Source organism: Micromonospora sp. NBC_01392 (assembly GCF_045040125.1).
In the GTDB taxonomy this organism is placed as follows: Bacteria; Actinomycetota; Actinomycetes; order Mycobacteriales; family Micromonosporaceae; genus Micromonospora.
The window spans coordinates 557297-575363 of the sequence record NZ_CP109549.1 but is presented as its reverse complement, the minus strand read 5'-3'; the positions used below and the strand labels follow the sequence as shown (position 1 = coordinate 575363).

Here is an 18067-nt window from a genome sequence, read left to right as displayed (position 1 = left end):
CGTCACGCTCCGCCCACGGGTAGGACCACGGTGAACGTGCTGCCCCGGCCCGCTTCGCTGGTCAGCTTCAGCGTGCCGCCGAGCAGGGCGACCAGCCGCCGGGCGTACGGCAGGCCGAGGCCGGTGCCGCCGACCCGGGTCGTGCCCGGCACCTGGTAGAACTCCTCGAAGATCCGTTCGTGCAACTCGGGCGGGATGCCGACGCCGGTGTCGGTCACCGAGAGCGACCACACCTCGTCCCGACGCTCGGCGCGCAGCCGCACCTCGCCCCGCTCGGTGAACTTCAGGCCGTTGTGCAACAGGTTGCGCAGCACCTGGGCGAGCAGCACCTCGTCCGAGCGGACCGTCGCCGGGGCCGGCGGCTCCTCCACCACCAGCTCCACCTCGGGTCGGGTGGCCAACGCCCGCAGCGTGCCGCGAAGCTGCCCGAACACGGCGCGCAGGTCGACCTCGGACCAGTCCGGCTCGATCCGGCCCGACTCGGCCTTCGCCAGATCGAGCAGCTCGTTCACCAGCGCCAGCAGGTCACCCGCGGAGGACCGGATCAGCCCCACCTGGCGGGCCTGCTCGCCGGTCAGCGGATCGGAGGCGGAGTCGGCCAGCAGCCGCCCCAGACCGATGATCGCGGTGACCGGGGCACGCAGCTCGTGACTGACGTTGGCCAGGAACCTGCTCTTCGACTCGCTGGCGGCCCGCAACTGGGCGGACTTCTCGTCCAGCTCGGCGTAGAGCGCCACCACGCCACGGTTGGTCTCCTCCAGCTCCTCGGTGAGCTGGTTGTAGAGCGCCATCACGCCCTGGTTGGTCTCCTGGAGCTCGGCGTTGAGCACCGCCAGCTCGTCCCGCTGCGAGCGCACCTCGTCGAGCGCGGCGATGAGCTGCGCGTTCTGTGCGGCCAACTCGTCCAGCGCGGAACCCGGAGCGCGCTCCGCCAGCTCGGCGCGGAGCTGGTCGGCGCGTTCCGGCGTCAGCTCCTCGGCGTGGTCCGGTACTCGTCGGGACATCCTCACGACGGTAACGCCCTCGACCGACATCACCCGCAACGAGTCCACGAGACGAGCGACCGCGCCGGACCGCGGCTCGTACCGGCCGCCGGGGAACGGACGGACCGGAGACAGGTCCACCCGCAGCTCCGCCCGACCGGCCGGGCCGGCCCGGTCGACGGCGAACGTGACGTCGGCGCCGGCCACCCCGTGCAGCAGCTCCCGCGCCACCTCGCTGAGCGCGGTGGCGATCCGGACCTGGTCCTGGTGCTCCAGCCCGATCGCCGCGGCCACCTCCCGGCCCCGCTGCCGGACCAGGAAGATGTCCTGCTCGACCCGGAGCGCCAGGTGCAGGAGCGGCTCGGTCATGGGGCCACCCGGGCGACCAGGACACAAGCGTCGTCACGGCGGATCCCGGCGTCGCGGAGCAACGCGGCGGCGGCCAGCAGCGGCGGGCGGGCGACCAGCCCGGGGTAGTCGTCCAGGTCCCAGCGGTCCACCACGCCGTCGCTGTGCATCACCAGCGTCGCGCCGGGCGGGAACGGGTAGTCGTACCCACGAACCGTGGGGCGCTGGTGCCCGGCGATGCCCGGCAGCGACACCAGGCCGCGCCGCCGCTCGCCGGTGGCCACGATCATGGCGGCGATGTTGCCCAGGCCGGCGTAGTGCAGTTGCCCGGTCCCGGCGTCGGGCTCGGCCACCGCGAGCGCCGCGCCACGGGTGTGCGAGATGGCGGCGTGCAGGTGCCGCACCACGGTGTCCGGCGGGCCGGCCGGGGCCGAACGGAACGCGGCGACCGCGGCGCCGGTGGCGGCGGCGGCCAGCGGGCCGTGCCCCAACCCGTCGCAGACCAGCACCTGCCGCCGGCCCTCGACCAGCCGGACCGCGTACCCGTCGCCGCTGTCCTGCTCGCCGGTGATCGGCCGGGCCAACCCGCCGGCCCAGTCCGGCGCCGGTGGCGGACCGTCCCAGATCTGGGCGGTCAGGACCGTGCCCCGGCCGGGTCGCGAGTAGGCGTCGAACCGGCTCGACTGCCGGGCGATCGCGCCGAGGCCGATGCCGAGCGTGCCGACCGTGGAGTGCCCGTCGGCCGAGGAGACCGTGAGATCGGCCATGCCCGGACCCGAGTCGATGGCCACCAGTTCCACCCCGGCCCGCCCGTCCCGACGCGCCGGACGGAGCAGCAGGGCGCCCTCGCGGGCGTGCTTGACCAGATTGCTGGTGATCTCGGCGGTGACGATGGCCAGATCCGCGATGCGCTCCCTGCTGAGCCCGAGCTGCCCCCCGAGCCGCTCGGCCACCCGGCGTACGCCGCCGGCCGTCGCGCCGTTGTCGACCCGGAACCACACGCCGTGGTCGGGGACCACGTCGGTGCTCATCGCGACCACTTGGTGATGGTGATCTCCGTGCCCTCGCCGACGGCGGTCCGGATGTCGAAGTCGTCGACGAGCCGACGGGCGCCGCTGAGGCCGAGGCCCAGCCCGCCGCCGGTGGTGTAGCCGTCGGTGAGGGCCAGGTCGAGGTCGGGAATGCCCGGGCCCTGGTCGGCGAAGACGATCCGGACGCCGCGCCGGCGGCCGTCGGAGACGGTGGTCACCTCGGCGCTGCCCCCGCCGCCGTAGATCAGCGTGTTGCGGGCCAGCTCGCTGGCGGCGGTGACCAGCTTGGTCTGGTCGACCAGGGAGAGCCGGACCGCGACCGCGGTGGTCCGTACCAACTGCCGGACCCGCACCACGTCCTCGTCGCTACGGATCGCCTGCGTCGCCGGCACCCCCAGGTCGACGCCCGCGGTCATGGCGTCGCCGTCGTCTCGGTGTCCTCGTCGTCGACGAGCACCGCGTCCCAGTCGTCGGCGCGACTCGCCGCGATCAGCTCCATGCCGCGCTCGACGTTCAGCGCGGTCCGGATGCCGTTGAGCGACAGCCCCAGCTCGACCAGCGTGATGGCGACGGCGGGACGCATCCCGACCACCACCGTCTCGGCGTCCAGCACCTTCGAGATGGACGCGATGGTGGAGAGCATCCGGCCGACGAAGGAGTCGACGATGTCCAGCGCCGTGATGTCGATGATGACGCCGTGGCAGCCGGTGGCGACGATCCGCTCGGCCAGGTCCTCCTGGAGCTGGATCGCCGTCTGGTCGGACATGTCGACCTGGATGGAGACCAGCAGGATGTCGCCGATCTTGAGGATCGGCACCCGCTCCATCACGACTCCCGGCGGGCGCGGCGGGCGGAGGTCTCGACCCCGGTCAGGCGCAGCACGTGACGGAGCGCGTCGGCCAGGCTCGCCTTGGTGGCGATGTCGCCGAACTCGATGCCGAGCGCGACGATCGTCTGGGCGATCTGCGGGCGGATGCCGGAGATGATGCAGTCGGCGCCCATCAGCCGGGCGGCCACCACCGTCTTGAGGATGTGCTGGGCGACCTGGGTGTCCACCGCCGGCACGCCGGTGATGTCGATGATCGCGTACGGCGAACCCGTGTCGACGAGCGTCTGGAGCAGCCGCTCCATCACCACCTGGGCACGGGCCGAGTCGAGCGTGCCGACCAGCGGGACGGCGACCACGCCCTCCCAGAGCTTGACCACCGGGGTGGAGAGCTCCAGCAACTGCTCCGCCTGGTCGGCGATCAGGCTCTCCCGGGCCCGGACGAACGTCTCGAAGGTGAACAGCCCCATCTGGTCGATCAGCGAGGAGAACGCGACGAAGTCGCGGAGCGTGCCCTCGCCCCGCTCCTGCTCCATCAGCTCCAGCAGGACGTCCTTGATCGCGAACACGCTGATCGCGGTCTCGGTGGCGCTGAATCCCTGGCGGGCCCGGTTGGTGGAGATCTCGGCGAGCACCGCCCGCAGCTCCCCACCGTGCTCGTCGGCCAGGTCGCCGATGCCCTGCCGGCCGGCGTCGGCCACCGCGCGGTGCAGCTCCTGCACCTGGCGGGCCAGCTCCGCCCGGCTGAGCCGGCCGCGCAACGAGCCGGCGACGATCTCGATCCAGCGGTTGGTCAACCGGTCCTCGTGCTGACTCAGCAGTTCGGCGAGCCGACCGCCCTGCTCTGCGCCCAATGCCACGTTGACCTCCCAGATCTGGACGGGCGGACTCTATCACCGGGGGTTGCCGCACTACTTGCCACGGGACAAAGAAATGATCGACAGCACCTGTGCCGGCTCCCGTTCTGCGCGGCGCGGTCATTGTGGGATACCGTTCCCCCGAACACAGGAGGTCGACGAATGTCCCTGACGGTGCACACGGAACAGCGCGGCGACGTGGTCGTGGTGTCGGTCGCGGGCGAGCTGGACATGGCCACCGCACCGCAGCTCCAGGATCAGATCACCGACCTGCTCGACAAGGGGCGCAGCCGCCTCGTGTTCGACCTGGCCGAGGTGTCGTTCTGCGACTCGACCGGGCTGTCGGTGTTCGTCCGCGCCAAGAACAGCTGCGACGAGGCCGGCGGCGTGGTCCGGTTGGCCGCCCCGCAGCGCGGCGTGCTGCGCATCCTCGAGGTCAGCGGTCTGGTCGAGGTGCTGCACACGTACCCGACGGTGGACGAGGCCGTCGCGGGCGACCCCACCCCGGCCTCCTCCTGACCGACTTCGCTCAGCGCTCGTCCTCGATGTAGCGGGGACGAGCGATCACCATGCCCGCGGTCGTCTGCACGGCGAGTGCCACCAGCAGGAAGCCGAGCGGGGCGGTCCAGCCGCCGGTCGCCTCGTAGAGGATGCCGACCAGCAGCGGGCCGAGCGCGGCGATGACGTACCCGGTGCTCTGCGCGAAGGCGGAGAGCGCCACGGTGCCCTCGGCGGTCCGGGCCCGCAACCCGATCGTGGTCAGGATGAGCGGGAACGCGCCCTGGCCGAGTGCGAGCAGCAGCACCCAGAGCGGCGCCAGGCCGCGCGGGGCGAGCGCCAGTCCGACGTACGCGGCGGTGGAGAACGCGGTCAGCGACAGCACCAGCGGACGCAGGGTGGCCAGCCGGCCGGCCAGCGCCGGCATCGTCAGCGCCACCGGCACGCCGAGCGCGGTCACGCCGGCGAGCAGCAGGCCGGCCGCCTCGGGCCGGTAGCCGGCGTCCCGGAAGAGCTGGGCCAGCCAGCCCATGATCGCGTACCCGCTGAGCGACTGCGCCCCGAAGTAGACCGCCATGGCCCAGCCGAGCCGGGTCCGGCCGGGCCGTACCCGCGCCGGGGCGGCGACGACCGCCGGGGTCGCGGTCCGGTCGGCGGCCCGGCGCGCGGCGCGCGCCCGCAGCGCCAGCGGCACCCACGGGATCACGGCCAGCGCGGCCAGCCCGGCCCAGACGCCGAGCCCGGCCCGCCAGGAGCCGAAGGCGTGGGCCACCGGCACCGCGGAGGCGGCGGCCACCGTCGTGCCCACCGTCAGCGCCATCGTGTACGCCCCGGTGACCAGCCCGGTGCGGTGCGGGAAGTGCTGTTTGACAAGCATCGGCAGCAGGATGTTCGCCACCGCGATGCCGGCCAGCGCGAGCGCGCTGGTGAGCACGAAGACGGCCGCCGAGCCGGTGACCGCGCGCAACACCTGCCCGGCGGTGAGCGCGATCATGGCCAGCACCAGCACCCGGGGTGCCGCCCAGCGGCGGACCAGCCACGGGGTGAGCGCGCCGAGCCCGGCGAACGCGATGGTGGGCAGCGTGGTGACCAGGCCGGCCATGGTGCCGGAGAGGCCCAGCCCGACGCGGATCTCGTCGAGCAGCGCGCCGAGGCTGGTCACCGCCGCCCGCAGGTTCAACGCGACGAGCAGCATCCCGACCAGCACCAGGAGTCCGCCGCGCACCGGGGAGACCGCCGCCGGGGCCGGCGGGTCCGGGGTGGCCGCCGGCGCCGGCCCGGGGGTGACGTCGGCGGTGGGCGCGGTCGCGGTGGGCGGGGGTGGCGGCGTCATGACCTCGAACCTACAATCATGGGATGAATTTCGGCAGCAGGTGTAACCGGTGACACCCGCCGTGGATTCCGTCGTCGTGCCGCCGCGCGGCCACCGGGTCCACCGGACGATCGAGCAGCTCCGGGCGCGCATCCTGGGCGGCGAGTGGCCGGTGGGCGCACGCATCCCCACCGAGCCGCAGCTCGTGGCCGCGCTCGGCGTGGGGCGGAACACGGTCCGCGAGGCGGTCCGCGCCCTGGTGCACGCCGGTGTGCTGGAGTGCCGGCAGGGCTCCGGCACCTACGTGGTGTCGACCGACGAGCTGGCCCCGGTGGTGGCCCGCCGGCTCACCGACGACCGGATGACCGAGGTGGTCGAGGTCCGGCGCGCGTTCGAGGTGGAGGCCGCCCGGCTCGCCGCGCTGCGGCGTACCCCCGAGGACCTGGCGGCGCTCGACGCCGCGCTCGCCGCCCGGGAGGCCGCGTGGCGCTCCGGCCGGGTGGACGAGTTCGTGGAGGCGGACGCCGCGCTGCACACGGTGGTGGTGGCCGCCGCGCACAACGCCATGCTCGCTGAGCTGTACGCCTCCGTCGGCGCCGCGCTGCGCCGCACCGTCGCGCAGGCCATGGGGCCGGCGCTGACCGCCGAGCGGTACGTCGACCACGGTCGACTGGTGGCGGCGATCCGGGCCGGCGACCCGACGCGGGCAGCGATCGAGGCCGGTGCGTTTCTTGAGGGGCCGACCGAGGCATAGGTTGTGCCGGACGCAGATTCGGACAGCACGGGAGAGCGAATGCTCAAGGGCTTCAAAGACTTCATCATGCGCGGCAACGTCGTCGACCTCGCGGTCGGCGTCGTCATCGGTGCCGCGTTCACCGGCGTGGTCACGCAGCTGACCAAGTCGTTCCTGGAACCACTGGTCCGCGTGTTCATCGTGTTGATCACCGGCAACAAGAACGGGCTCACCGGCTCGACCCCGAGCTTCCGGGGCATCCCGTTCGACTGGGTGGCGTTCATCAACGCGTTGATCACGTTCATGCTCACCGCGGCGGCGCTGTACTTCCTGGTCGTCTACCCGATGAACCGGCTCGCCGAGCGGCGCAAGCGCGGCGAGGAGCCGCCGCCCTCCGCGCCCAGCGAAGAGGTGAAGCTGCTCACCGAGATCCGGGACGCGCTGCTCGCCGGCAACCACGGCACGCCCGCCCAGCGCGGCGCGCTTGACGACGTGCTCGGCCGCCGGCAGGAGCCGCCGGCCCCGCGCTGACGCCATAGCCCACCGGCCCCCGCGGAGATTCCGCGGGGGCCGACCCGAATCGAACACATGTTCGATAGAGTCCCGGGCATGGAGCAGCGTAGGCACTGGTGGAACGGGAAATGGGGCCGGCTCGCCCGGCGGGACGTCTTCCTCCGGGTGGACGGCGACCGCTGGCACGTGGAGCAGCGCGCCGGTGGTGCCGAGGGCGTCTCCCGTTTCTACGAGCACACCAGTGTCGAGGAGGCCGAGGAGACGGTCCGCGCGCTGCTCGACGGGCCGGACACCTGGCGCGAGCTGTCCCCCCGCCCGCCGGGCGGCTGGGCCCCCTCCGTTTAGCGCCCGCGCGCCCCGGGAACCGCTTCGGCATGAGCCAGCAGCAGGACACCGTCTCCCGGGTCACCACCGGCATGCGGGTGGTCGACTCCACCGGCGTCGAGGTGGGCACCGTGGATCTCGTCCAGCGCGGCGACCCCGCCGCGGTGACCGTGGAGGCGCCCGCCCCGGTCGACCCGGGCAGCAGCCTCGACGAGCTGATCGAGTCGGCCGCCGTCGACGAGCCGGACGTGCCCGCCGACCTGGCCGCGCGATTGCTGCGCGAGGGCTACCTCAAGGTCTCCACCGAGCTGGCCGACACCGGCGCGGTCTACGTGCTGGCCGACCGGATCGCGGCCGTGGCCGACGGCGCGGTCCGCCTCACCGTCCCGGCCGCTGAACTGCCCGCCGAGGAGTGACCACCGGCTCGACCAGGGCACTTCCTGGCCTGTCGAGCCGTCTCCCCGCCCGGTGAGTCACCTCCCGGCCCGCCGATGCCACCTCGCCGGCACCGCCGTCACCCGCTGACCGGCGCCGCCGCCTCCCAGCTCTCCTGTCCGGGAGCAGGCATCGCCATCTTCTCGCTCTCCTGGCCGGGAGCAGGCAGCGCCGGTCGGCGACGCCACTCCTGACCCGTCACCGGCCGGCGGTCCCGGGCAGATACCGGCAGCCCCTATGAACTTGATGGCGCCGATGGGTCACGACCGGTGAACCGTTCACGCCATCAAGTTCGTAGGCACTTCGGGCACACCGCCGCCGGGGAGCACCGGTTCACGATCGAGCGCGGGGCCGAGACCAGGGCGAAGCGCCAGGAGCAGGGCGAAAGGCCAGGAGGCGGGGCTCCTGATCAGGCCAAACGTCTCCCGCCGGGTCGGCGCCGGCAGCAGCAGACGGACAAGTCCGCTCAACGGCACACAGCCAGTCAGACCTAGAGTCACACCCACTGCTGCCAGCTAACCACTGCTGAGCCGACCCCGCCATGCTCACAGTCAGCCCTGCCGGTGCGCGGCGGCCAGATCCGGCCCCAATGCGGTACGGCTGTCGGGTTCGACCGGCGGCGCGGCAGCCGGCGGCGCGGCGGGCGGGCGGCGGCGGAAGAGCAGGAGCATCAGGCAGCCGGCGACCAGGCCCCAGAACGCGCCCCCGATGCCGAGCAGGCTGACCCCGGACGCGGTGACCACCAGCGTGACCACGGCGGCCTCCCGGGTGTCCGGCTGGGCGACCGCCGCCGACACCGCGCCGGCCAGCGCGGCGAGCAGCGCGAGCCCGGCCACCGCCTCGACCAGTACCGGCGGGGAGAGCAGCACCAGGGCGGTCGCCACGCCGGCGCCGAGGCCGAGCAACGCCATGCCGATGCCGGCGGTGACCGAGGCGATCCAGCGCCGGTCCGGGTCGGGGTGGGCGTCCGGGCCGGCGGCGAGCGCGGCGGTGATCGCGGCCAGGTTCACCGCGTGGCCGCCGGCCGACGCGCCGAGCGTGGTGGCGAGCCCGGTGACCCGTAGCGCGGAGCCCAGCGGCGCCCGGTAGCCGTAGCCGGCGAGCACGGCGGTGCCGGGCACGTTCTGCGCGGCCATGGTGACCAGGAACAGCGGCAGCGCGAGCCCGACGACGGCGGGCAGCGTCCAGGTCGGCACGGTCAGCGCGACGACCGGGGCGACGTCCAGCCGGGCCGGGCCGGAGGTGGTCAACGCGATCGCCACCACGGCCACCGCGAGCGCGCCGGGCACCGCCCAGCGGCGCGCGAACCGGTGCAGCAGCAGCCACGCGAGCACCACCGGCCCGGCCAGCCGGGGCACCTCCACCAGGGCGCGTACCGGCGCGGTGCAGAGCGGCAGCAGCACCCCGGCGAGCATGGCGGAGGCGACCGGGGCGGGGATCGCCGCGACCGCGCGGCCGAGCGCGGGGATCAGCCCGGCGGCGATGATCAGCAGACCGGTGAGCAGGAAGGCGCCCACGGCGGCGGGCCAGCCGCCGGGGACCGGCCCGGTGGCGACCAGCAGCGCCGCGCCCGGCGTGGACCAGGCGATGGCGAGCGGCAGCCGGTGTCGCAGACCGAGCCAGACCGCGCAGGCGCCGCTGGCCACGCAGAGCGTGAGCAGGCCGGAGGCGGCCTGGGCCGGGTCGGCGCCGACCGCGCGCAGCCCGGCCAGCACGACGGTGAACGAGCTGGCGAAGCCGACCAGGGCGGTCACCACGCCGGCCAGTACGGGTTGGAGTCGACCGGCCACGCTTCCTCCTCCGGTGTTCCGTTTACGGAACGACATGATGTAGCACGATAGCCCCATGGACGTCGGCCCGCGGATCCGCGCCCTCCGGATGGAACGGGGGCTATCCCTCTCCGAACTCGCGCGGCTGGCCGGCGTCGGCAAGGCCACGCTCTCCGGTCTGGAGAACGGCGTCCGCAACCCCACCCTGGAGACGCTGTACGCGATCACCGCGCAGCTCGGGGTACCGCTGACCGCCGTGCTCTCCGCCCCCGAGCAGACGCCGACCGTACGCGGGGCCGCCGTGGGCGCGACGCTGCTGGAGGTGTTCCACGACCGCGACGCGACGTACGAGCTGTACCGGATGCGGGTCAGCCCGGGGCCGGCGCAGCTCTCCCCCGCCCACCAGACCGGCGTCACCGAACACGTGACCGTCTTCTCCGGCGTGCTCCGGGCCGGCCCGGTGGACGCCCCGCTCACCGGCGGCCCCGGAGAGTATCTGCGCTGGACCTCCGACGTGCCGCACAGTTACGCCGCGGTGGGCGAGGAGCAGGTCCGGGCCAGCCTGCTGTTGCGCTATCCGCGTCCATCCGGGAAGGACGGTTGACGGATACCCGGGATGCAAGTCGGTGACATTTCTTTCCACCGACCCGGCAGCGCGTAGAGACGCGGAGCGGGTCTTCTTGGCAAGCTTGTCCCCATGACGCTCATCCTCCGCTCGGCCATCCTCAACGACGTCGGCCTCGTCCGGACCAACAACGAGGACTCCGCCCTCGCCGGTGACCGCCTGGTGGCGGTGGCCGACGGCATGGGCGGCCTCCCGGCCGGCGAGGTGGCCAGCGAGATCGTCATCCGGATCCTGGACGAGCTGACGCCGCCCACCGGCGCCGAGGAGGCGGCCGACGCGCTGCGCGCCGTGGTCAGCACCGCCAACCAGCGGATCCGGGCGGCCATCACGGTGGACCCGGCCCGCGACGGCATGGGCACGACGCTGACCGCGGCGCTGCTGGCCGGTGACCGGCTGGTCCTCGCCCAGGTCGGCGACTCCCGCTGCTATCTGCTGCGCGACCACGAGCTGACCCAGCTCACCCGCGACGACACGTTCGTGCAGGCGCTCGTCGACCAGGGCGCGCTCTCCCGCGACCAGGCCCGGCACCACCCGCAGCGCTCGCTGGTCACCCGCGCGGTGCAGGGCCAGGACGCGCCGCCGGCGGTGGGGGCGCTCACCGTCTTCCCCGGCGACCGGCTGCTGCTGTGCAGCGACGGCCTCTCCGACTACGTGGAGGACGCCGCCATCGCCGCCGCGCTCGCCACCTACGGCGACCGGCAGCAGTGCGGCGAGCAGCTGGTGAAGCTGGCCCACCAGGCCGGCGCACCGGACAACGTCACGGTGGTCATCTCCGACGTCGCCGAGGCCTGACGGCGACCCATTCGGGTTGCGACCCGGGGGCGGGCACGTTGGGATGAACGGATGCACATTCGCCGGCTGACCGCCGAGGAACGCCCGACCACCAGCTTCCCGCTCCAGGCGTACGCGTTCGAGGCGTCGCCGATGACGCCGGCCCGGACCGACGAGTTCCGCGCCTACCTGCCGACCAACGCGGGGAACACCACGCTGGTGGTCGAGGAGGACGGCGTCGCCACGGCCGCGGCCTCGGCGATCCCGATGCGGCAGAACCTGCGCGGCGCGGTGCTGCCGATGGCCGGTGTCGCCGGGGTGGCCACCCATCCGCTGGCCCGCCGGCGCGGGCACGTCCGGACGCTGATGCACCAGCTCCTCGACGGCATGCGGGACGAGGGGCACCAGCTCAGCGCGCTGTACCCGTTCCGGCCCTCGTTCTACGAGCGCTTCGGCTACGCCGGGTTGCCCCGGCGGCGTACCGCGGTGTTCGCCCCCGCGGAGCTGGCGCCGCTGCTGCGCGCCGAGCTGCCCGACGAGCTGGTCTGGGAACGGATCGGGACGGGCTACCCGCGGTGGCGCGCCTACACCGACCGGTGCCTGCGCGAGCGCCACGGCTTCGCGGTCTTCCCCGACTTCCGGGCGGTCGGCCTGCGCGAGCGGGACGACCGCTGGCTGCTCAGCGTGGTGCGCGACGGCGCGACGGTCGGCGCGGTGACCTACCGGATCGACGACCACGCCGGCACGCTGGTCGCCGACGACCTGCTCTTCGACGACCCGTACGCCCGGGCGTCGCTGCTCCAGTTCTTCGCCCGGCACGTCGACCAGGTGAACCGGGTCAGCGTCGAGCTGGGCCCCGACGAGCTGCCCGAGCTGTGGCTCACCGACTTCGACGTGCACGTCGAGACGCGGGCGCACCGGCCGGACTCCTCCGCGCCGATGGCCCGGCTGCTCAGCCTGGAGGCGCTGGCCGAGCAGCCGGTCGGGGTGGGCCGGGTGCTCGTCGAGCTGGTCAGCGACCGCTGGCTCGCCGGCCGGCACCTGCTCGACGGCACCACCGGCAAGCTGGCGGTGCTGCCGGCCGACAGCGCCGCCGAGGGCACCGTGCCGGCGGCCCGGCTCACCGCCGCCGGGCTGTCCGCCCTGGCGTACGGCGTGCTCGACCCGGTCGAGGTGGCGGTACGCGGGCTGGGTGAGGTGCCGGTGGACGCCGCCGTCGAGCTGCGTCGACTCTTCCCACGTGAACTGCCGTACCTGTTCGCCGACTTCTGACCTCGACACCTGTCCTGATCAGGCGCTGTGTGTTTCGGGAGGCCGCGCAGGGCGTCGCCAGGGCGTCAGGGCTCTCGCGGCGCCCCGAACAGTCCGTCGATCGCGTTCCGGGTGCGCTCCTCGCTGGCCGGCATCAGGTGCGTGTAGACCCGGAGCGTGAACCCGGGGTCGGCGTGCCCGAGGTACGACGCGACAGCCTTGATGCTCTCTCCCGCGTCGAGCAGCGAGGAGGCGTAGAAGTGCCGTAGCGCGTGCATGCCGGTCGCCCGGGTCGGCGTGATGCCGGCCGCGACGACAGCCGGCCGCCAGCTCGTTTCGTTGAACCTGCAACGGTTGATCGCGTTGCGATGGGTGGTGGTGAACAACAGTCGCGCCGTGGCCCGCTCCTCGCTGGCGGGGTGCTCCCACGGCAGGGTGAGCGTCAGCGAGTAGCGATCCTCGATGTGCTGCCGCAGCGCCTGGCCGACGGAGTCCGGCAGCGGCACCCGACGGTCCCGGTCGTTCTTTGGCAGCCCGAACACCAACCGGCACCGGACGATCTTGACCTGTCGCGAAACCTGGACCCACCCGGCGTCGAAGTCGATGTCGTCGATGCTGAGGCCGAGGATCTCCCCCTGCCGCAGTCCGCAGCCGGCGCCGAGGTCGACCATCGCCCGATAGCGCGGGGCAAGGCCCATGCGGATTGCCGAGATCTGGTCGTACCGCCACGGCACTACCCGGCGCGCAGCCGGACGCGGAGGGTTGACCGACGTTGCCGAGCACGGATTCTTGGCGATCCGCTCGTCATCGACGGCCGCGGCGAGGATGGTTTGCAGGTGGGCGAAGACGACGGCCCGGGTGGAGGGCGCCAGCTTGCCGACCATCGCGGCGTCCCACTCCCGGATGAGACCGGGCTTGATCGCCGCCAGTTGCCGAGAGCCGAAGAAGGGCAGCAGATGCTTTCGTACGCGGAACTCGGTGGTCTCGCGAGTCGACTCGTCGACCGAGCGCGTCCTGAGCCACCGTTCGGCGTACTCGGCGAAGGTCATCCGGCCGGCGACCGGGTCGACGTAGGAGCCGCGAAGCTTGTCCGTCTCGGTCGAGACGAGGAACGCGTCAGCCTCGCGCTTGGCCCGGTCCGGGAAGGACTTCTTGCGTTCCTTGCCGTCCGGCCCGATGTACCGCACCCGGTAGCGCAGCCCTTTGCCGAACAGTTGCGTCTTGACCCGCTCCTTCCGCCCGCCCTCGTGACGCAGCGTCTTGTACCAGCGGTCTTCGACGTGCCCCATCAGGCCGCCGCCTGCTCACGTACCCAGGCCCGTACCGCTTCCGGCTCGTAGCGCAGGTGTCGGCCGATCCGAGCCGCCGGCGGGCCGTATTTGACCTTGCGCCAGCGGTACAGCGTTTCCTGCGGTACCCGGAGGTACGTCGACACGTCCTGAACCGTCCACAGCTCGTCCTTGGCCATTACGGCCCCTCCCCCGTCTTGTCGTCCGTGTCCGTCGTCGAGGTGTCCTCGGGGAGCTGGGCCGCGCGGTCCTTCGCGGCGAGCAGTTCGGAGCGCCAGCGGGCGCGTTCGCTGATCGACCGCAGCAGCCGGTGGGCCATGGCCGGCACGTCCGGGTCATCGGGGCGGGCCAGTTCCCAGGCGTGGCGGACCGGTTCGGCGGTGGCGCCCTGGTCGTCGACGCCATCGAGGCCGACGGTGACGCCGAGCAGCGCCCGCACCCAGGCCCGCACGTCGTGCTTGTGGTCGCTCAGCGTCTTGCCGGACCAGTCGCGGGAGATGAGGATGCGCCGGCCGCCGATGCCGAGGGTGTCGCGCTGGTGGACCTTGCCCTTGCAGCGGCCCGGCTTGAGCTTCGCGTGCGCCTTCTTCGGCTGGACGCCGTACAGCAGCCAGTTCGCGCACCGGTCGGTGCACGGGGTCACGCGCAGTTCCCGCCACAGCCGGTCCAGGTGCGTCCGCTGCCGGTCGGTGGTCGCCTTGTGGCAGTCGCCGGTGTGCTTGGTGATGTACTTCGTGACGTACCGGATCGTCCGCTCGGCGTCCTCGGTGCCGGGCATGACGCCCCGAGCGTCGACCTGGGAGCCGAAGCGCACGACGTGCACCGGTTCGGCGTCGGGGTCGTCGTCGATGGCGTCGAGGGCTTCCGTCCAGGTGGTCAGCGGCTGGCGGGTGTCCGGGTCGACCCACGCGGAGGTGTCCTCGTCCCACACCGGGGGCCGCTCGACCGTGTACCGCTGGATGTCGACCGCCGGCCACCACACCTGGTGGTAGGTCGCCGCCGCGACGGTGCGCAGGATGTCCCGGGGGATCGTGCCTCGGATGGCGAAGTGGGCGTGTGGGGCGAGGCGGCGTTGCGGCTCGACGCAGCCGGCGTACTGGACGTTCCAGCCCTCACAGCGGCGCAGGTTCTGCCAGAACCGATCGAGCAGCCGAGGGAAGTGCACCGCGTCCCAGGCGGCCCGGCGGTAGTCGTACCGGTCGGGGTTGAGTGGGGTGCCGTCGGGGCGGACCGGGCCGTAGGAGTCGAGGGTGAGCGTCAGCCACATCGACGGCCGGTAGGTGGCCCCGTCCGCAGCGGTGTATGTCCTGCCGACTGTGCGCGGCTCGACCTTGCGGCGAGGCAGTTCCGGTGCGTCCTGACGCCGTCGGGTGGAGCGCTTGCGGCGCGGGCCGGTGTCGTCGTCGCCCTGGTCGTCGTCGGCGGTGGCGTGTGGCGGGGCGACCCGTCCCCGGAGCCCTTCGGCCGCGATGGCCTCTTCCACTTCGCGGATCGCCTCGTCGAGGTCTTCGACCTGGTCCCACTGGCATGACCGGGATGCCTCGTCGCGGGAGAACTCCAGGTGTGCGCGGAAGAGGATCAGGGATTCCTGTTCGTCGGTCGCCGGCTCCGGGGGCGGTAGCGGTTCGTCGTCGCGGTGCCAGCCCTCCCGGATCTGGGCCTGCCGTAGCCGGCGGTTCTTCTTCGCGCACGGCGCGCACTTGTCCTCCCGGGTCGCGCCACAGGGCAGGTCGATGACCTCGGTCAGGCCGGTGTCGAGGTCGGTGCGGCGCATGGCCAGGGGGCGCACGCAGACGCCGTACTCGGCGGCGATCTCTTTGAGCACGTCGACCGAGCGGGGTAGTGCCATGCGGGCCGCCCGCGACCCCGGCCGGGGAGCAGCAGCCGGGGTCGGGGCGGCCGGCGCGAGGCCGGGCAGGGTCGGAGCGGTCATCGGATGATCCCGACGACGTGCGGCCGGTTGGGCTGGACAGTGCGCGGAGGCAGCACCGCCGGCACGACGGGCGGTGCCGGCACGATCGGGCGGACCGATTCGACCTCGGTGGCCTGCTCTGGCTCGTCGTACCGGTAGGCGTCGGGCTGGTCGGGCTCGACAGCCGGCGGGGTGACCGGGGCGTTGGACAGGACGACTTTGACCAGGGCGAGGAAGGCCAGCGACGGCACCGCCGCCACGACCCAGCCCCAGACCGACGGATGGGCTTCCGCGACCTGGGCCGCGAGGGACAGCACCGCGAACGCCACCAGCAGCGAGCCCACCAGGCCGACGGGTCGGCCGGCGCGGCGGCGGGCGCGTAGTTCCAGGCCGAGGTAGATCGTCATCAGCTCGACCGCCACGGCGTTGGCCCAGCCGATCCAGTCGGGTTGGCCGTGGGCGACGGACAGGTCGTGGACGTGGGTGAAGGCGGCGGCGCCGGCCATGGCGGCGATGGCGAGCAGGATCACCAGGCGTACGGCCGATTCGGTGCGCTCGGTCATCGCCACTCCTGCAACGGCTTCTCGCGGATGGTCAGGTCGATGCGGATGCGGCGGTCGGCCATGTCGGGGCGGCGGTTGACCATGTGCGCCAGTCCGTGCAGGGCGGCGGCGGTGTGGTCGGCGGGGCCAACCAGGCGGATGCGCAGCGGGCGGCGGAGCCGGTTGACGATGCGGGTAAGGGTGGTCATCGCGGTTACCTCCTGGCCGGTCGGATGTCGGTGCGGATGTAGTCGGGAGGGGCGCCGAGCGTGGCGACCGCTTCGGACAGGCAGCGCCACAGCGCCCACGCCTCGTCGGGGGTCAGGGACATCCGTCGCCGGCCCGCACCGACCGCGAGATACACCGGGTACGGGTCAGGCCGATCGGCGTCGACGCGGACGGACACGGCGGTGACCGGTTCGGGGATGCGCAGCCGGTAGAACCGGCGACCGTTCGCAGGGGTGGTCACCGCGGCTCACCCCCGCCGTCGGAGTCGAGCAGGTTGCGCAGCGCGTCGGGCAGCAGCCGCCCGGACGGCTTACGCGGCAACGGAAGGCGTACCGGTTCGGTGGCGGTTTCCCGGCCGACCTGGGCGAGGATGTCCGAGGCGTCAGCCGGCGCCGGGAACCGCTGGGCCATGTCGCGGATGTCGTCGTCGCTGACGTACGAGAACCGGACCCGCATCGGGTCGGGGGTGCCGTCGAGGATCACGTACCCGACGCCCTTGGCCCAGCGGGGCATCTGGTCCGCGAGCGCGCCCCGGTTGCGGGCACCGTCACCGAGGACCATGTCGACCTGTGACGCCTCGGTCAGGCCGAGCGCGATGCGGGTCGGGAACAGGTCCCGGAACGGCAGCACCTCCTTACGCGGGTCCTGCAACGCGGCCACCACCAGCACGCCGACGCCGGCCCCCTGCGACAGCAGCACCCCAAGCGAGCCGGCGATGCGCTTGCGCAGCTCGACATCCTGCAGATACGCGGTCAGCGCCGCCATCTCGTCGACGACGACCACGACCAAGGGGTCCACCTCGGTCGGCGTGTGCACCCGCACCGTTCCCGCCAGGCGGGTCTGACGCTCCCGCAGCACCGTGACGGCCTCGTCGAGCAGGTCCGCCATCGCCTCGAACGACTTGCACGCGAACCGGGCGAACATCGGCCGGCCGAGCGCGAACTCCATCCCGCCCTTCGGGTCGACCACCCACAGCCGCACCAGGCCCGAGGCGACACCGCCGCCGAGGACCCGGACCAGCGACCACAGCACCGATCCCTTCCCCGACCGGGTGGCGCCGCCCACCAGGACGTGAGTCGCCAGCAGATGCAGCGACCAGGGACGCAGATCCTCCCGCCGAGCCAGCGGAAGCGCGGTGAAGTCCGGCACCGACGGCACCGGGAACGGCGGCACCACCATGCGCAACGCATCGGTACGCACCAACGCCAGATAGACCACCGTCGGCCGGTCCCGATACCGCACCCGATCCACCAGCCGCAGCACCCAGCCCCACCGACCGGCACGCGTCGGCGGATCACCGGGACGTTCCGAGTAGACCCGGGCATGCCGCCGGCCGAAGGCGTACGCCAGATTCGCGCTCACCCGCTGGAACTGCTCCGGCGTCTGCCCCCGCACCATCCGCACCGTCAACACATCCAGGGCCTGATCCGAACGGACCCGCAACAGGTCAGGGAGCACGTGCCGCCGGTCGAACGACTCCGCGAACCCGCACAACGTCATCGCCTCACGCCACACCCGCCGATAGACGAAGATCCGCCGGAACGCCCCCAGCAGCGGACCCGCCAGCCACGCCCACCACGACGACTCATCCCGCCAACGCCACAGCGCCGACACCGCCAACGTCACCACGAGCGGCACCACCAGGCCGGGCCAGTCGAACTCGACGTACAGCCACAGCGCCAGCACCACCGAGGCGGTAGCCACCGGATGCCGCAGGCACCACCACAGCAGCCGCCCCGACCAGCGCAGCACCAGGCCGAGCACCACCGCCCACATCGGCAGCTCGAACCGTCTCGGACGGAACACGATCAGGTCACCGG

Annotated in this window: 23 protein-coding genes; 8 read left to right on the top strand and 15 right to left on the bottom strand. The window is 73.0% G+C overall.

What is annotated here, in order from left to right; all coding sequences use genetic code 11:
* Positions 1-2: 2 nt before the first annotated feature.
* From OG767_RS02715 to OG767_RS02695, 5 genes are read right to left on the bottom strand one after another with little or no spacing between them, the layout of a single operon-like run.
* Positions 3-1352: a sensor histidine kinase gene (locus tag OG767_RS02715; protein WP_405092002.1), complete on the bottom strand. Its 1350-nt coding sequence runs from the start codon at positions 1350-1352 to the stop codon at positions 3-5.
* The gene (locus OG767_RS02710; RefSeq protein WP_405092001.1) at positions 1349-2362 is read right to left on the bottom strand and encodes a SpoIIE family protein phosphatase; all 1014 of its coding nucleotides are present in this window, start codon (positions 2360-2362) and stop codon (positions 1349-1351) included. The genes OG767_RS02715 and OG767_RS02710 overlap by 4 nt, the downstream gene beginning before the upstream one ends.
* The gene (locus OG767_RS02705; RefSeq protein ID WP_396855953.1) at positions 2359-2778 is read right to left on the bottom strand and encodes an ATP-binding protein; all 420 of its coding nucleotides are present in this window, start codon (positions 2776-2778) and stop codon (positions 2359-2361) included. The genes OG767_RS02710 and OG767_RS02705 overlap by 4 nt, the downstream gene beginning before the upstream one ends.
* On the bottom strand, positions 2775-3188 hold the full coding sequence (locus OG767_RS02700; protein WP_405092000.1) for an STAS domain-containing protein: 414 nt from the start codon (positions 3186-3188) through the stop codon (positions 2775-2777). Before OG767_RS02700 ends, OG767_RS02705 begins: the two co-directional genes overlap by 4 nt.
* Entirely contained in the window at positions 3188-4048 is an 861-nt protein-coding gene (locus OG767_RS02695; protein WP_405091999.1) for an STAS domain-containing protein, read from the bottom strand. The genes OG767_RS02700 and OG767_RS02695 overlap by 1 nt, the downstream gene beginning before the upstream one ends.
* A gap of 159 nt (positions 4049-4207) precedes the next feature.
* On the opposite strand from OG767_RS02695, the gene OG767_RS02690 reads away from it, so the two are divergent.
* Complete coding sequence (locus tag OG767_RS02690) at positions 4208-4564, top strand: STAS domain-containing protein (RefSeq protein ID WP_067310147.1); 357 nt, start codon at positions 4208-4210, stop codon at positions 4562-4564.
* Positions 4565-4574: 10 nt separating this feature from the next.
* Here OG767_RS02690 and OG767_RS02685 read toward each other — a convergent pair whose 3' ends face one another.
* On the bottom strand, positions 4575-5876 hold the full coding sequence (locus tag OG767_RS02685) for an MFS transporter (RefSeq protein WP_405091998.1): 1302 nt from the start codon (positions 5874-5876) through the stop codon (positions 4575-4577).
* Positions 5877-5925: 49 nt separating this feature from the next.
* On the opposite strand from OG767_RS02685, the gene OG767_RS02680 reads away from it, so the two are divergent.
* From OG767_RS02680 to OG767_RS02665, 4 genes are all read left to right on the top strand, one after another.
* Positions 5926-6609, top strand: a complete 684-nt coding sequence (locus OG767_RS02680; RefSeq protein WP_405091997.1) for a FadR/GntR family transcriptional regulator — start codon at positions 5926-5928, stop codon at positions 6607-6609.
* Between the two features lie 39 nt (positions 6610-6648).
* Positions 6649-7119 carry a large conductance mechanosensitive channel protein MscL gene (gene mscL, locus OG767_RS02675; protein ID WP_405091996.1) on the top strand — a complete coding sequence of 157 codons (471 nt, stop codon included), beginning with the start codon at positions 6649-6651 and terminating at the stop codon, positions 7117-7119.
* Between the two features lie 78 nt (positions 7120-7197).
* Positions 7198-7446 carry a hypothetical protein gene (locus OG767_RS02670; protein WP_107154595.1) on the top strand — a complete coding sequence of 83 codons (249 nt, stop codon included), beginning with the start codon at positions 7198-7200 and terminating at the stop codon, positions 7444-7446.
* A 29-nt stretch (positions 7447-7475) separates the two neighbouring features.
* Positions 7476-7841 carry a hypothetical protein gene (locus tag OG767_RS02665; RefSeq protein WP_107154594.1) on the top strand — a complete coding sequence of 122 codons (366 nt, stop codon included), beginning with the start codon at positions 7476-7478 and terminating at the stop codon, positions 7839-7841.
* A 98-nt stretch (positions 7842-7939) separates the two neighbouring features.
* Here the strand turns inward: OG767_RS02665 and OG767_RS02660 are convergent, their stop codons facing one another.
* A complete protein-coding gene (locus OG767_RS02660) occupies positions 7940-8062 on the bottom strand; it encodes a hypothetical protein (RefSeq protein ID WP_405091995.1) in 123 nt (40 codons plus the stop codon).
* Positions 8063-8411: 349 nt separating this feature from the next.
* Positions 8412-9650, bottom strand: a complete 1239-nt coding sequence (locus tag OG767_RS02655) for a benzoate/H(+) symporter BenE family transporter (protein WP_405091994.1) — start codon at positions 9648-9650, stop codon at positions 8412-8414.
* Between the two features lie 55 nt (positions 9651-9705).
* On the opposite strand from OG767_RS02655, the gene OG767_RS02650 reads away from it, so the two are divergent.
* From OG767_RS02650 to eis, 3 genes are all read left to right on the top strand, one after another.
* Positions 9706-10233 (top strand): helix-turn-helix domain-containing protein, encoded by a 528-nt coding sequence (locus tag OG767_RS02650; RefSeq protein WP_281943745.1) that lies wholly within the window; start codon positions 9706-9708, stop codon positions 10231-10233.
* Between the two features lie 93 nt (positions 10234-10326).
* Positions 10327-11046, top strand: a complete 720-nt coding sequence (locus tag OG767_RS02645; protein ID WP_107154591.1) for a PP2C family serine/threonine-protein phosphatase — start codon at positions 10327-10329, stop codon at positions 11044-11046.
* A 51-nt stretch (positions 11047-11097) separates the two neighbouring features.
* The gene (eis, locus tag OG767_RS02640) at positions 11098-12297 is read left to right on the top strand and encodes an enhanced intracellular survival protein Eis (protein ID WP_405091993.1); all 1200 of its coding nucleotides are present in this window, start codon (positions 11098-11100) and stop codon (positions 12295-12297) included.
* A 65-nt stretch (positions 12298-12362) separates the two neighbouring features.
* On the opposite strand, the gene OG767_RS02635 is transcribed toward eis, so the two are convergent.
* From OG767_RS02635 to OG767_RS02605, 7 genes are read right to left on the bottom strand one after another with little or no spacing between them, the layout of a single operon-like run.
* Complete coding sequence (locus OG767_RS02635) at positions 12363-13565, bottom strand: tyrosine-type recombinase/integrase (RefSeq protein ID WP_405091992.1); 1203 nt, start codon at positions 13563-13565, stop codon at positions 12363-12365.
* Positions 13565-13744, bottom strand: a complete 180-nt coding sequence (locus OG767_RS02630) for a helix-turn-helix domain-containing protein (RefSeq protein WP_405091991.1) — start codon at positions 13742-13744, stop codon at positions 13565-13567. The genes OG767_RS02635 and OG767_RS02630 overlap by 1 nt, the downstream gene beginning before the upstream one ends.
* Positions 13744-15498: a replication initiator gene (locus OG767_RS02625; protein WP_405091990.1), complete on the bottom strand. Its 1755-nt coding sequence runs from the start codon at positions 15496-15498 to the stop codon at positions 13744-13746. The genes OG767_RS02630 and OG767_RS02625 overlap by 1 nt, the downstream gene beginning before the upstream one ends.
* On the bottom strand, positions 15495-16040 hold the full coding sequence (locus tag OG767_RS02620; RefSeq protein WP_405091989.1) for a DUF2637 domain-containing protein: 546 nt from the start codon (positions 16038-16040) through the stop codon (positions 15495-15497). The genes OG767_RS02625 and OG767_RS02620 overlap by 4 nt, the downstream gene beginning before the upstream one ends.
* Entirely contained in the window at positions 16037-16228 is a 192-nt protein-coding gene (locus OG767_RS02615) for a hypothetical protein (protein WP_405091988.1), read from the bottom strand. Before OG767_RS02615 ends, OG767_RS02620 begins: the two co-directional genes overlap by 4 nt.
* A gap of 5 nt (positions 16229-16233) precedes the next feature.
* Complete coding sequence (locus tag OG767_RS02610; RefSeq protein WP_405091987.1) at positions 16234-16488, bottom strand: hypothetical protein; 255 nt, start codon at positions 16486-16488, stop codon at positions 16234-16236.
* Positions 16485-18023: a cell division protein FtsK gene (locus OG767_RS02605; protein WP_405094115.1), complete on the bottom strand. Its 1539-nt coding sequence runs from the start codon at positions 18021-18023 to the stop codon at positions 16485-16487. Before OG767_RS02605 ends, OG767_RS02610 begins: the two co-directional genes overlap by 4 nt.
* Positions 18024-18067: the final 44 nt, after the last annotated feature.

Excerpts from the sequence above, each read along its gene's own strand:
- OG767_RS02645 (WP_107154591.1), top strand. The coding sequence starts at position 10,327 with ATGACGCTCATCCTCCGCTCGGCCATCCTCAACGACGTCGGCCTCGTC.
- OG767_RS02620 (WP_405091989.1), bottom strand. The coding sequence starts at position 16,040 with ATGACCGAGCGCACCGAATCGGCCGTACGCCTGGTGATCCTGCTCGCC.
- OG767_RS02705 (WP_396855953.1), bottom strand. The coding sequence starts at position 2,778 with ATGACCGCGGGCGTCGACCTGGGGGTGCCGGCGACGCAGGCGATCCGT.
- OG767_RS02715 (WP_405092002.1), bottom strand. The coding sequence starts at position 1,352 with ATGACCGAGCCGCTCCTGCACCTGGCGCTCCGGGTCGAGCAGGACATC.
- OG767_RS02690 (WP_067310147.1), top strand. The coding sequence starts at position 4,208 with ATGTCCCTGACGGTGCACACGGAACAGCGCGGCGACGTGGTCGTGGTG.
- OG767_RS02605 (WP_405094115.1), bottom strand. The coding sequence starts at position 18,023 with ATGTGGGCGGTGGTGCTCGGCCTGGTGCTGCGCTGGTCGGGGCGGCTG.
- OG767_RS02685 (WP_405091998.1), bottom strand. The coding sequence starts at position 5,876 with ATGACGCCGCCACCCCCGCCCACCGCGACCGCGCCCACCGCCGACGTC.
- eis (WP_405091993.1), top strand. The coding sequence starts at position 11,098 with ATGCACATTCGCCGGCTGACCGCCGAGGAACGCCCGACCACCAGCTTC.
- OG767_RS02630 (WP_405091991.1), bottom strand. The coding sequence starts at position 13,744 with ATGGCCAAGGACGAGCTGTGGACGGTTCAGGACGTGTCGACGTACCTC.
- OG767_RS02635 (WP_405091992.1), bottom strand. The coding sequence starts at position 13,565 with ATGGGGCACGTCGAAGACCGCTGGTACAAGACGCTGCGTCACGAGGGC.
- mscL (WP_405091996.1), top strand. The coding sequence starts at position 6,649 with ATGCTCAAGGGCTTCAAAGACTTCATCATGCGCGGCAACGTCGTCGAC.
- OG767_RS02710 (WP_405092001.1), bottom strand. The coding sequence starts at position 2,362 with ATGAGCACCGACGTGGTCCCCGACCACGGCGTGTGGTTCCGGGTCGAC.
- OG767_RS02700 (WP_405092000.1), bottom strand. The coding sequence starts at position 3,188 with ATGGAGCGGGTGCCGATCCTCAAGATCGGCGACATCCTGCTGGTCTCC.
- OG767_RS02625 (WP_405091990.1), bottom strand. The coding sequence starts at position 15,498 with ATGACCGCTCCGACCCTGCCCGGCCTCGCGCCGGCCGCCCCGACCCCG.
- OG767_RS02670 (WP_107154595.1), top strand. The coding sequence starts at position 7,198 with ATGGAGCAGCGTAGGCACTGGTGGAACGGGAAATGGGGCCGGCTCGCC.
- OG767_RS02650 (WP_281943745.1), top strand. The coding sequence starts at position 9,706 with ATGGACGTCGGCCCGCGGATCCGCGCCCTCCGGATGGAACGGGGGCTA.
- OG767_RS02615 (WP_405091988.1), bottom strand. The coding sequence starts at position 16,228 with ATGACCACCCTTACCCGCATCGTCAACCGGCTCCGCCGCCCGCTGCGC.
- OG767_RS02665 (WP_107154594.1), top strand. The coding sequence starts at position 7,476 with ATGAGCCAGCAGCAGGACACCGTCTCCCGGGTCACCACCGGCATGCGG.